Origin of the sequence: Arthrobacter sp. JUb119 (genome assembly GCF_024807995.1) — a bacterium.
Classification (GTDB): Bacteria; Actinomycetota; Actinomycetes; order Actinomycetales; family Micrococcaceae; genus Glutamicibacter.
Window position 1 is genome coordinate 437,165 of sequence record NZ_JANUFE010000001.1, and the last position, 12,867, is coordinate 450,031.

Consider the following 12,867-nt stretch of genomic DNA (forward strand, 5'->3'; position numbering starts at 1 on the left):
GCTGCGAAAGCGAAAGCTGGATCTTTACAGTCCCAGTTCGCCTTCGAAAGCGCCGCCTTCAAGGCGAGCCTTGACGGTCTGCAGGAAGCGGCCTGCATCGGCACCGTCTACCAGACGGTGATCGTAGGTCAGGCACAGGTACATCATGTGGCGGATGGCAATCGAATCGTTGCCCTCTGCGTCGGTAACGACCATTGGACGCTTCACGATCGCACCGGTGCCCAGGATGGCTACCTGTGGCTGGTTGATGATCGGGGTGTCGAACAGTGCGCCAACCGAACCGATGTTGGTGATCGAGAAGGTGCCACCGGAGAGCTCATCCGGACCGATCTTGTTGCTGCGGGTGCGTGCAGCTACATCAGCGATACGCGAAGCCATGCCAGCCAGGTTCAGATCGCCAGCGTTCGATACAACAGGAACCAGCAGGCCCTTGTCGGTGTCGACTGCGAATGCCAAGTGCTCGGCATTGTGGTAAGTGATCTTCTGGGTCTCTTCGTTGTACTCGGCGTTCAACTTAGGGTGTGCCTTCAGGCCCTCGGCAACAGCCTTGGCGATGAATGGCAAGTAAGTGAGGTTCACGCCGTTGGTGGCCTTGAAGTTGGCCTTTGCCGAAGCACGCAGCTTCACGATGCGGGTCATATCGATCTCGTGGACCTGGGTCAGCTGAGTCGATACGTCCAGGGATTCGCGCATGCGGCGAGCGATGACCTGGCGGATACGTGGAGCCTTCTCCTCGGTGCCGCGCAGCGAGGAAACCTCAACTGCAGGAGCAGCTGGCTTCGCGGCGGCAGGGGCAGGGGCGGCAGCTGGGGCGGCAGCTGGTGCAGCGGCTTCCTGGGCGGCAACAGCGTCCAAGACATCCTGCTTGCGGATGCGACCGCCAACGCCGGTACCCTTCACCGAAGCAATGTCGATGCTGTGCTGGTTAGCCAAGCGGCGGACCAGTGGGGTGACGTAGCCGGACTCATTGGTTGCCTCAGCGGCAGGTGCCTCTTCCTTTGCAGGAGCGGGAGCGGCCGGAGCGGCAGGTGCCTCTTCCTTAGCGGGAGCCGGAGCGGCCGGAGCCTCTTCCTTTGCAGGAGCCGGAGCAGCGGCAGGTGCTTCTTCCTTGGCTGGGGCGGCAGCTGGAGCAGCGCCAGCTGCACCGATAACAGCCAGAACAGCGCCAACTTCAGCGGTCTCATCTTCTGGAACGCGAATTTCCAGCAGGGTACCTGCAACGGGGGAAGGAACTTCGGTGTCAACCTTGTCGGTGGAAACCTCAAGCAGTGGCTCGTCGACGGAGACTTCCTCGCCAACTTCCTTCAGCCAGCGGGTGACGGTACCTTCGGTAACCGACTCGCCCAGAGCTGGAAGGGTCACGTCGGTGCCTGAAGCAGCGCCGGCGGCTGGTGCAGCTGCTGGAGCTTCTTCGGCTGCAGGTGCTGCTGGTGCTTCTTCAGCGGCTGGTTCGGCAGGTGCTTCTTCAGCAGCCGGAGCTGCTGGTGCAGCTTCGCCAGCGCCGGAGCCATCGCCAATGCGAACCAGTGGGGCGCCAACTTCAGCGTCCTCGTCTTCGGCTACGAAGATTTCCTCGATGATGCCGGCAACCGGCGAAGGAACTTCAGTGTCAACCTTGTCGGTGGAAACTTCCACCAACGGCTCGTCTACCTCTACACGGTCGCCGACCTGCTTCAGCCAGCGGGTTACCGTACCTTCGGTAACGCTTTCACCCAGTGCGGGTAGGTTTACGGTTTCAGACATCGTCCCGTATCTCCTTGTTTTATAAAGCTTGAAAAGTGGTGGGAGGCGTTGCCTCCGAGCCTAGTGCATACAGGCAGCGCGTTGAACTAACGCGCTGCCTGTATGACCAAAGCGTGATTAACCGTGCAGCGGGGCGCCGGCCAAAGCCATTGCGGCTTCGCCCAGGGACTCGTTCTGGGTTGGGTGTGCGTGGATCAGCTGCGATACGTCCTCTGGGTAAGCTTCCCAGTTCACGATCAGCTGGGCTTCACCGATCTGCTCGCCAATGCGGCCGCCGATGCCGTGAACGCCAACGATTGGGCCGTTCTTGACGCGAACCATCTTGATGATGCCGCTGGTGCCCAGGATCGAGGACTTGCCATTGCCAGCCAAGTTGTACTCGGTGGTTTCAATCTGGTCGGCACCGAACTTCTCCTTGGCCTTCGGCTCGGAGTAGCCCACGGAAGCGATCTCTGGCTCGCAGAAAGTCACCTTCGGGATGTTGATGTCCTCGACGATGGTTGGCTTCATGCCGTGGATTTCCTCGGCTACGAAGCGGCCATGCTGGTAACCGCGGTGTGCAAGCTGTACGCCTGGAACGATGTCGCCGATTGCGTAGATGTTGCCAACGCCGGTGTGCAGGCGCTCATCGGTGATCACGAAGCCGCGGTCAATGGTGATGCCCTGCTCTTCGAAGCCGAGGCCCTCGGTTACCGGACCGCGACCCACTGCAACCAGAACGATCTCTGCTTCCAGGACCTTGCCGTCAGCCAGGGAGACCTTGGCACCGTTAGCATCCTGCTCGACCTTCTCGAAGAAGACGCCGGTGTTGAACTTGATGCCGCGCTTCTTGAAAGCGCGCTCCAGGTTCTTGATGATGGCTGGGTCCTCGTTCGGAACCAGCGAAGGCAGGCCCTCGACGATGGTGACGTCGACGCCGAAAGACTTCCATACGGAAGCGAACTCGACACCGATGACGCCGCCGCCGAGCACGATGGCGCTCTTTGGCAGGTCTTCCATGTTCAGTGCTTCGGTGCTGGTCAGTACGCGGCCGCCGATTTCCAGACCCATGGTCTTGGAGGTGGAGCCGGTAGCCAGGATGATGTACTTGCCCTTGTAGACGGTGCCATCAACATCGATGGAATCCTGGGAGACCAGTCGGCCGTTACCGGTGATAACGTTGACCTTCTTCATCTTCAGCAAGCCCTGGAGACCCTTGTGCTTTCCAGCAACAATGTCTTCCTTGTACTTGCGCACGCCAGCCAGGTCGATCGACTCCAGCGAGGAGTTGATGCCGAACTTGGCACCCTCGCGAGCGTTCTCGGCCAGCTCTGCTGCGTGCAGGTAAGCCTTGGTTGGGATGCAGCCGGTGTGCAGGCAGGTGCCGCCCAGCTTTTCCTTCTCGATCAATCCAACGGTGTAGCCCAGCTGGATGGCGCGCAATGCTGCCGAGTATCCAGCGGATCCGCCGCCGAGGATGAGGACATCAAATTCTTGCGTTGCTGCCGAATCGGCCACGTGAACGCTCCCTCGTATTCGCTTAGTGAGGCCGGCTTAGGCCGACCAGGGGATCGGGTGTGGACTTCCTGGAGCGTGACACATGCGGGCGCGCACCATTAATCCACGGTGATGTTTCAAAACTTACCTTAGTACCGTCCAATGGTTGCAGTCACCTTCGGGGCATTAAAAGTCAGGTATGTCTCTTATTTTTAAACTCATCCCGGCATCGTGCAGATAGTTCTGGCGATACCGGGATGAGTTCCAGGACACAGGAACTGCCATTAGTCCTGCGTTGCTGCGGCTAGTTTGCTGCAGCGAGCTGCTCTGCGTAGGCAACCAGGGTGCGTACCTGGGAGCCGGTGCCGTTCTTCGGAGTGTAGCCCCAGGCGCTGCCTTCGTTGAACGCAGGACCAGCGAAGTCGATGTGGGCCCAAGGGATCTTCTTGCCGTCCACTTCACCGACGAACTCTTCGAGGAACACGGCGGCAGTCATCATGCCGCCCATGCGCTCACCGATGTTCGCCAGATCGGCAACCTGCGACTCGATGGACGGGCGCAGCTCCTCCGGAAGCGGCATGGCCCAAGCCAATTCGCCCACCTTGTCCGAGACGGCAACCAAGTCGCTGGCGACCTGCTTGTCGCCCATGACACCTGCGGTGCGCAGGCCCAGGGCCAGCATCTGGGCGCCGGTCAGCGTAGCGATGTCGATCATGACATCCGGCTTCTCCAAGCTGGCAGCTGCCAGGCCATCGGCCATGACCAAGCGGCCTTCGGCGTCGGTATTGAGCACTTCAACGGTCTTGCCGCCGAACATGGTCAGCACATCGCCCGGACGGGTCGAGGCGCCGCCAGGCATGTTTTCTGCCAGGCACAGCCAGGCAGTGACCTTGACATTCAGGCCAAGCTCGGCGACTGCGGCAACGGTCTGGAAAACCGCGGCGGCACCGGACATGTCGGACTTCATGGCGTGCATGCCGGCAGCAGGCTTCAGCGAGGTGCCACCGGTGTCGAAGGTAATGCCCTTGCCGATCAAGGCGATGTGCTTGGCGGCCTTCGACGGCGCGTATTCGATCTTGACCATGCGCGGCTGGCGAACCGAACCGCCGCCAACACCGATCAGGCCGCCGAAGCCGTCCTTGGCAAGGCGCTTCTCGTCGAAAATGGTGACCTTCAGCGGCAGGGACTTGGAGTGGTCCTTCACTGCTGCGGCGAAGGACTCCGGGTACAGCACGTTGGCTGGGGCGTTGATCAGATCGCGGGTGCCCCGTACTGCGCGGCCCAGGATGGCAGCGCGCTTGAGTACTGCTGGCAGGTCCTTGGACGTCGCTACCGAGGTGACGATCTGGGCTTCGGCCAGTACCGGCTTCTCGCTCTTCTTCGAACGGTGGTTCTCGTAGCGGTAGCTGCCCAGCGCGATGCCTTCTGCGATGGCGGCCACGCGCTCCACGCTGTCAGCAGGCAGGGCGAAAATGGCGCTCTTGGCGTTGCTCAGCTGGCGGGCAGCCGAACCGGCGGCACGGCGCAGCTTCTCCTCGGTCAGATCAGCTAGCTCGTCAACGCCCAGGCCGATGAACTGCAAGGTCTTGGTCTTGGCACCGTCTACGCCTGGCAGCGCGGTGATTTCGTCGGCCTTCCCGGCAACGCCCAAAGCTGAAAGCGACTGCTCCAGGGAAGTGGTGGTTTCGGCGGTGAATGGGGATGCCGCGATGGACACCTTTTCGCCGTTCTTGAGTACACCCAGGATGAGGGTGTCAGCGCTCTTGCGCTTGATGTCGGCGCCAATGGCGCTCAAAGTGAGATCACTGGAGTTGATCACAAAATCATTCCTTCTATGCCTTTGTAGGGTCTAAGGTCGCGACAGCCCCTGTGGTTTTCCGGAACAGGTCATGCCGGCGGGCTGTGCGTCTCCTACCCCAAGGTTATCCGAGGTTCCGCGTCATCGTGCGTTACTTCACAGCGAGCGAAAGCCAAGTAGCGATAAGATGGACCATTGATCTGTACTTGAGGTGCAGTCCCAGCCGATGGTTGCCGCTCCCGCTTTGCCGGATGCCGACCCTGAATGAGGAGAAAATGTCCAAGGAATCGTTGATGACGCTGGTCGCAGACGACTTGGATGACTCGCGCCTTCAAGGTCTTGGCATGTTCGTCTCGCTGAAGAGCATCAGCGATGCCGGGCATAACCATTCGCAGGTCTCCAACGAGCTTTTCGGACGCCTCGACTCGGAGCTCTTCGCCACTTTCGACGCCGATGAGCTGATCGCCTACACCTCCCAGCGCCCGCGGGTCTCTTTCCTGGGTGACCACTTCGCTGGATACCAGGCTCCACGCATGGAGATCTACCTGATGACCGATGAGATGGACCGCAAGTTCTGGTTCCTCACCGGTGTAGAACCCGACTTGAAGTGGGAACGCGTGATCGCGGAACTGCATTCCTTCATTGAAGCCTTCAACGTATCGCTGGTTGTGGGGACCGCATCGTTGCCGATGCCGGTGCCGCATACCCGCCCGGTAGGCGTTACCGCACATGGAAACCGCAAGGATCTGATCGAGAACATCTCGACGTGGAGCCCTACGGTGGAATCGCCAGCAGGTCTGGCCTCGCTGCTCGAAATTCGCCTGAGCGAAGCTGGCCGTGATGTCGTGGGATACTCCCTGCACACCCCGCACTACCTCGCCGAATCCGAGTACCCGGCCGTTGCCGTTGCGACGCTGGAATACGTAGGAGCGGCACTGAAGCTGGCTTTGCCAACGGACAAGCTGCGTGAGGCAGGTCGACTGGTCGACCAGCAGCTAGCCGAACAGCTTGAAACCAATAGCGATGTTCGCCAAATGGTCGACGGATTCGAAGAACGGTTCGATGCGCATGCCAAAGAGCATGAACCGCGCTCGCTGTTGCTGGATGAAGACGAGCAGATGGCGGATGCCGAGGAATTGGGCGCCAGCGCCGAGCATTTCCTTGCGGCCATTGAGAACACTGAAGATTGGTTGAAAAACGGTCACATCGAACCGTTGCCAGGTGATCACGACCAGTGAGCCAGGCCCATCTGAATTCACCAAAGTCGTGGGTTGTCTTCGGCTTCGCAATTCTTGCCTACATTTCTGCAATTTCGCAGCGCACCAGCTTCGGCGTCGCTGGCATCCAAGCCACCGAACGATTTGATGCCAGCGCGCAGATTTTGGCGACCTTCTCCGTCGTGCAGCTGGTTGTCTATGCCGGCGCGCAGGTGCCCGTAGGGCTGCTGCTGGATAAATTCGGTCCGCGCATCCTGATTACCTGCGGCGCCCTGCTGATGGCCGCAGGTCAAGCGTTCCTTGCGATTTCAGTCAACGTCCCCATGGGGTTGGCCGGGCGCGTCATGGTTGGCATGGGCGATGCGATGGTCTTCGTATCGGTGCTCAAGCTGTTGCCCCTATGGTTCTCCGGCTCGCGAATCCCGGTGCTGACCCAGCTCACCGGTACCTTCGGCCAGCTCGGCCAGCTCATCAGCCTCTTTCCTTTCCATATGATCTTGCTGGGCGTCGGCTGGTCCTCGGCGTTCTCGGTCATGTCCGGTTTCGCTTTTGCCACCTTCATCACCACGATCGCTTTCGTGCGCAATGGCAGGACCTGGGAAGGGTCCGGCCAGGGGGAGCAGGAGACCGGCTCGCGGATCGCCCGGGCCTGGAAACAGCCAGGAACCCGTTTGGGGTTCTGGACCCACTTCTCCACGGCATTCATGATCAACACCTTCATGATGACCTGGGGCTATCCTTTCCTTGTCGAAGGCCAAGGCATAGACGGTGCGCTGGCATCGGGCTTGATGGCGGTGTTCGTTGTCGTTTCCATCGTGGTGGGACCGATCCTCGGCGCCCTGACCTCGCGCCATGCCAGCCAGCGTTCCAACTTTGCCCTGGGCATTGTCGGCTCAATCCTGGTGATGTGGGCAGTCGTCCTATTCTGGCCAGGGCAGGCCCCGCTATGGATTCTGGTGCTATTGATGATCGCCATTGCCGCCGGTGGCCCGGCCTCCGTAATCGGCTTCGACTTCGCCCGAACGTTCAACCCGCCGCAGGTGCTGGGAACGGCCACCGGCCTGGTGAACACCGGCGGGTTCATAGGTGCCTTTGTCACGATCTACGCCATCGGATTCATCATGGACATGCTGTATAAGGCCAACGGCTCGGTGGGCGAGCTCTACAATCTTCAGGCCTTCCGCGTGGCCCTGTCAGTCCAGTTCGCCATGGCATTGCTCGGTATGGTGTTCATGGTCGTTGAACGCCGCAAGGCACGCCGCTTCCTCGCCGAGCAGTAAGCCCGCACCGGGGCGATCCGAAAGGTTCTCCACAGCTCGCAGCCTCTGACCTCATGCGCCAAGCGCAGCGTTGCACCGTGGAGCCATGACAACTACACCGGAACGCCACCCTCTCTCGCTGTCCAGTTGCGAGGACATCTTGGCGTATGTGCCCCATGCCCTAGGTTTCTATCCTCAGAATTCGGCCGTGCTGATGCTGATAGACGAGGACCATCTGGAAGCGACCTTGCGAGTTGATCTGCCCGAGGAAAACACGGCTGCAGAGCTTGGGACGTGGACCGCGCAGCTGCTGAGTCTGCTAGAACGAATGCCCCATATCCAAGGGGTGGTTCTGGTGGTCTATGCGCCCGAAGGAACGTCGGCCGGCTCCGGTATTCCCTACGCGGATCTGGTCGCGCAGCTAGAGCAGGGGCTGACAAGCAAAAAGGTCTTGCTGCGTCACAGCTGGTGCCGGCAGGATCGTGTGGTCTGGAACTACGCGACCGATGATTACGCAGAGCCGACGCCCGTGCGCCCGGTGGAAACGAACGAAACGCATTTGTCGTTGGTCTTCGCCGGGTCGGCTCCGTTGGATATTCCATGGGACGGTAGCGGAATCCCGCAATGGCCGCAGGCTGCTGAGATCCTGAAGATCATCTCGAATCAGCAGCACAACGTCGTCAACTGCTTGGAAGCGTGGCTGCAGACCATGGATCTGGCTGAGCCAGAAGCCCGGGCCTGGATTCACGATGAGCATGAGCATGCCGCATTGCTACTGGGTTCCTTGGAAGTGAAAATCGTGCGTGACCTTCTTCCGTACCTGGCTGGTCAAGGACTTGAAGCATCACTGGATGTGCTGTTCGGCGTGATGCGCGGGGATCGCGAAGCTGCCGCCGCGCCGTTGACCAACTATTTGCTGGGACGTGGTTGGCATGCTCCGGACTGGCAGAGGATTGACCGGTTGTGGCTGGTCGCCAGAGACCTGCTCGGCGTTGCTGAAGGCAACGCGCGGCACGCCCTGCTGTGCATTCTTGCGTGGATCGAGTGGGCGCGAGGCAGGGGATCCATGGCGTTGTGCCTGTTGGGGCGAGCGGTCGAGGAAAACCCGAATTACGAGCTGGCCAGGCTGCTGCAAAAGCTGATGTCCCATGGAATCATGCCAGAATGGGCGACCGACCAATTGCGGGCATGGCGTGCTAGTTTCAGTTGAGCAGCAACAGCCGGAGTGTCTCAAGTGGTGTCCTGGTGGCAATTCATGGATAATGGGACAACAGACCCGGTTAGGTTCGAATTGCCTATGTCTTGAAATCTCCGGATTTCGGGAACATTAGGCGGGCTTGATGCGTTGATATCAATGTGCCAGCCCTCGGTGTTTAGTCAATGATTAAACGCCATCGGACTTGACAGGGTCATAGTGGTGTTACCGGCAGGTGCATCCGGAACGCATCGTTAGAAAGGTTATTCGTGTCATCTTCTGAGACGAACGCTAATCGCAAAGCAACTGAGGCCGAGGTTGAAGCGGCCGAGGTCGAGGCAGCCGCCCCTGCAGCGAAGAAGCGCGCTACCAAGGCCAAGCCTCGGACTAAAAAGGTCGCTGCTGAAACTGCAGTGCAAGACGAATCAACCGGAGCGTCGGCTGACGCCGATGACGATGTTGAGCAAGGCACCGATTCGAAGGACTCGAAGTCTGACGATGATTCGAAGGGCTTCACCCTTTCAACCGGTGACGATGATGCTCCACAGCAGCAGGTCATGGTCGCTGGAGCGACCGCTGACCCAGTCAAGGATTACCTGAAGCAGATCGGCAAGGTCGCGCTGCTGAACGCTGAGCAGGAAGTTGACTTGGCTCTGCGCATCGAAGCGGGCCTGTTCGCAACTGACAAGTTGGAAAAGGACGACGGCTCGATGGACCAGCGCTTGCGCTGGGACTATGAGCAGATCATCCACGACGGCAAGATCGCCAAGAACCACTTGCTGGAAGCCAACCTTCGCCTCGTAGTTTCGCTGGCCAAGCGCTACACCGGCCGCGGCATGCTGTTCCTGGACCTGATCCAGGAAGGCAACCTTGGCCTGATCCGTGCAGTGGAGAAATTCGACTACACCAAGGGCTTCAAGTTCTCGACCTACGCCACCTGGTGGATCCGCCAGGCAATTACCCGTGCCATGGCTGACCAGGCACGTACCATTCGTATTCCAGTGCACATGGTTGAAGTCATCAACAAGCTGGCACGTGTCCAGCGCCAGATGCTCCAGGACCTGGGCCGCGAACCAACCCCAGAAGAGCTGGCCAAGGAATTGGACATGACCCCTGAAAAGGTTGTCGAAGTCCAGAAGTATGGTCGCGAACCAATTTCCTTGCACACCCCATTGGGTGAAGACGGCGACTCCGAATTCGGTGACCTCATTGAAGACTCGGAAGCAGTAGTCCCAGCCGATGCAGTTTCGTTCACCTTGTTGCAGGAGCAGCTCCACTCGGTGCTCGACACGCTCTCAGAGCGTGAAGCAGGCGTGGTGGCCATGCGCTTCGGCCTGACCGATGGCCAGCCTAAGACCTTGGATGAAATCGGCAAGGTCTACGGTGTGACTCGTGAACGCATTCGCCAGATCGAGTCCAAGACGATGTCCAAGCTTCGTCACCCATCGCGTTCCCAGGTACTGCGCGATTACCTAGACTAAGAATCTGAGGATGTGGCCAGTAGTTCATTCATTGAACTGCTGGCCACATTTTTTATTTGCCGTTAATGCAAGAAGAAGGTGACCCAGAATTGGGTCACCTTCTCGAATTAGTGGCTGGCAACGAGTTTAGTCGTTGGCGTCCACCTTGGGCTTTTCATAGAGTCGCGAGGACTCATCCTGCCAGACCGAAGTCTGCGGACGCAGTTTCGGTTCTACATCGCGGGCATGGTGAGCGCAGAAGAGCAACTCACCGCCTGTCGAAGCCAGCACGGCTCGCACGTAGGCCTGTGCGCCGCAGCGGTCGCACCGGTCGAGGGCGTTCAGTTCACGACTAGCGGTCGTAGTAGTCATTGCCAGCCTCCTAAAGTTGATGGTTACTCTATACAACCAGCTTGGGCTCCGACTTTATCCCGATTTGCCTGTTCTTTCGCTCACCGCGTAGCGCATGTGGATAAGGTCATAGGAGACCGGCGTGCTGGGCAGCACCGGAAAATAGCGGGTATTCGAACACATTAACGATTAGAATATGGAATAAGACGTACTTTCTCATGCAAGTAGGAGACAACAGCTCAGTGGCTTCATCCGACAATTACAGCGCCCGGCACCTTTCGGTCTTGGAAGGCCTGGAAGCGGTTCGTAAGCGCCCAGGCATGTACATCGGCTCCACCGACTCCCGTGGCTTGATGCATTGCCTCTGGGAGATCATCGATAACTCAGTTGACGAAGCGCTGGGCGGTTTCGGCCAGGCAATTGACGTCATCTTGCACTCTGACGGCTCCGTTGAAGTCCAGGATGACGGCCGCGGCATTCCTGTCGATGTTGAACCCAAGACAGGCTTGAGCGGTTTGGAAGTTGTCTTCACCAAGCTGCACGCCGGCGGCAAGTTCGGTGGCGGCTCCTACAGTGCTTCGGGCGGTCTGCACGGCGTGGGCGCCTCGGTCGTCAACGCCTTGTCGGCCCGTTTGGACGTCGAAGTTGACCGCGGCGGCAAGACCTACGGCCTGCAGTTCCGTCGTGGAGAGCCAGGCAAATTTACCGATAAGGGCCGCAAGAAAGCGGACGCTTCTTTCAAGGCTCATGAGACGGCGACGGCTCCGGGCGTTATCGGCAAAGCCAAGCGGGGCGTGACTGGAACGCGCATTCGCTACTGGGCGGATAACCATATCTTCACCCCGGATGCGAAGTTCTCCTATAAGGATTTGCAGGATCGAGCGCGCCAGACCTCCTTCTTGGTTCCTGGGTTGCGCATCACCCTGCGCGATGAACGTGGATTACCGGATACCCCGGGTGCGGACGGGCCTCATGAGGAAGTGTTCCAGCATGATGGCGGCATCAGCGAGTTCGTCGACTATCTGAGCAGCGACTCGCCGGTCACGGACATCTGGCGTTTCCATGGCAGCGGATCGTTCCATGAAAAGGTTCCGGTCATCGATGGCAGTGGTCGCAGCCATATTGAAGATGTGCAGCGTGTCTGCGAAGTTGACGTCGCGGTGCGTTGGGGAATCGGCTACGAAACCTCGCTGCGCAGCTTCGTGAATATCATTGCGACCCCCAAGGGCGGTACGCATACTGCCGGCTTCGAACAGGCCATGCTCAAGTCCTTCCGCAAGAATGTGGAGGCCAATGCGCGGAAGCTCAAGTTCGGCCAGAAGGACAAGCTGGAGAAGGACGACGTGCTGGCGGGCATGACTGCCGTGCTGACCGTCCGACTGGCAGAGCCGCAGTTCGAAGGGCAGACCAAGGAAATTTTGGGTACACCGCAGGTGCGCCAGATTGTTTCCAAGGTGCTGGAGAAGGCACTCAACGACCGACTGGGATCCAATAAGCGCAACGAGAAGGCTGAAGCGTCCACGCTGCTGGAGAAGGTCGTCAACGAGATGAAATCTCGCGTGTCGGCACGTATGCACAAGGAAACCCAGCGTCGCAAGACCGCTTTGGAGTCTTCTTCGCTGCCAACCAAACTGCTCGATTGCCGCAGCAAGGAAGTTGGAAAGTCTGAACTGTTCATCGTCGAGGGCGACAGCGCATTGGGCACTGCCCGTCTCGCGCGCTCCAGCGAGTACCAGGCGCTGCTGCCAATTCGAGGCAAGATCCTCAACGTGCAAAAAGCCTCGATTTCGGACATGCTCTCGAACGCGGAGTGCGCAGCGATGATCCAGGTGATTGGGGCCGGTTCGGGGCGCAGCTTCGACATTGAGCAAGCCCGATACGGCAAGATCATCTTGATGACTGATGCTGATGTTGACGGTGCGCACATTCGGACATTGCTGTTGACGTTGTTCTATCGCTACATGCGTCCCATGATCGAGCACGGTCGCGTCTATGCAGCGGTTCCGCCGCTGCACCGCATTGAGGTGATCAATCCGGGGTCGAAGCAGAATGAGGTTATCTACACCTACTCTGAGGCGGAAATGACCAAGCTGCTGGCCAACTTGGAGAAGGAAGGCCGACGCTACAAGGAGCCGATCCAGCGCTATAAGGGCCTAGGCGAAATGGACGCGGACCAGCTGGCTGAAACCACCATGGACCTGCGTCATCGTATGCTGCGCCGTGTCGGCATCGAGCATGCGCAGGCAGCCGAGGAGGTCTTTGATCTGCTGATGGGCTCCGACGTAGCGCCTCGCAAGAAGTTCATTATCGACGGCGCCGACGATCTTGAACGAGATCGTATCGACGTCTAGAGCAATGCAAACGGCGA

The 12,867-nt window shown here is 59.2% G+C and carries 9 protein-coding genes; 5 read left to right on the forward strand and 4 right to left on the reverse strand.

Features of this window, described 5'->3' with window-relative positions; genetic code table 11:
- Positions 1-24: 24 nt before the first annotated feature.
- The 3 genes from sucB to M2368_RS02125 all read right to left on the reverse strand — a co-directional run bounded on the left by sucB (position 25) and on the right by M2368_RS02125 (position 5,038).
- Complete coding sequence (gene sucB / locus M2368_RS02115; RefSeq protein ID WP_402741161.1) at positions 25-1,743, reverse strand: 2-oxoglutarate dehydrogenase, E2 component, dihydrolipoamide succinyltransferase; 1,719 nt, start codon at positions 1,741-1,743, stop codon at positions 25-27.
- A gap of 117 nt (positions 1,744-1,860) precedes the next feature.
- Positions 1,861-3,240 (reverse strand): dihydrolipoyl dehydrogenase, encoded by a 1,380-nt coding sequence (gene lpdA, locus M2368_RS02120; RefSeq protein WP_105656773.1) that lies wholly within the window; start codon positions 3,238-3,240, stop codon positions 1,861-1,863.
- A gap of 283 nt (positions 3,241-3,523) precedes the next feature.
- Positions 3,524-5,038, reverse strand: coding sequence for a leucyl aminopeptidase (locus M2368_RS02125; RefSeq protein ID WP_105656772.1), 1,515 nt, complete (start codon positions 5,036-5,038; stop codon positions 3,524-3,526).
- A gap of 254 nt (positions 5,039-5,292) precedes the next feature.
- Between M2368_RS02125 and M2368_RS02130 the strand changes: the two genes are divergently transcribed.
- The 4 genes from M2368_RS02130 to M2368_RS02145 all read left to right on the forward strand — a co-directional run bounded on the left by M2368_RS02130 (position 5,293) and on the right by M2368_RS02145 (position 10,169).
- On the forward strand, positions 5,293-6,255 hold the full coding sequence (locus tag M2368_RS02130) for a proteasome assembly chaperone family protein (protein ID WP_332485992.1): 963 nt from the start codon (positions 5,293-5,295) through the stop codon (positions 6,253-6,255).
- Positions 6,252-7,514: an MFS transporter gene (locus tag M2368_RS02135; RefSeq protein WP_498723963.1), complete on the forward strand. Its 1,263-nt coding sequence runs from the start codon at positions 6,252-6,254 to the stop codon at positions 7,512-7,514. The genes M2368_RS02130 and M2368_RS02135 overlap by 4 nt, the downstream gene beginning before the upstream one ends.
- Positions 7,515-7,599: 85 nt before the next feature.
- Positions 7,600-8,703, forward strand: coding sequence for a DUF4192 family protein (locus M2368_RS02140; RefSeq protein ID WP_498723964.1), 1,104 nt, complete (start codon positions 7,600-7,602; stop codon positions 8,701-8,703).
- Positions 8,704-8,957: 254 nt separating this feature from the next.
- Complete coding sequence (locus tag M2368_RS02145) at positions 8,958-10,169, forward strand: RNA polymerase sigma factor (RefSeq protein ID WP_105656768.1); 1,212 nt, start codon at positions 8,958-8,960, stop codon at positions 10,167-10,169.
- Positions 10,170-10,295: 126 nt separating this feature from the next.
- Here M2368_RS02145 and M2368_RS02150 read toward each other — a convergent pair whose 3' ends face one another.
- A complete protein-coding gene (locus tag M2368_RS02150; RefSeq protein ID WP_105656767.1) occupies positions 10,296-10,520 on the reverse strand; it encodes a DUF7455 domain-containing protein in 225 nt (74 codons plus the stop codon).
- A gap of 221 nt (positions 10,521-10,741) precedes the next feature.
- On the opposite strand from M2368_RS02150, the gene M2368_RS02155 reads away from it, so the two are divergent.
- A complete protein-coding gene (locus M2368_RS02155) occupies positions 10,742-12,850 on the forward strand; it encodes a DNA gyrase/topoisomerase IV subunit B (RefSeq protein WP_105656859.1) in 2,109 nt (702 codons plus the stop codon).
- Positions 12,851-12,867 lie beyond the last annotated feature (17 nt).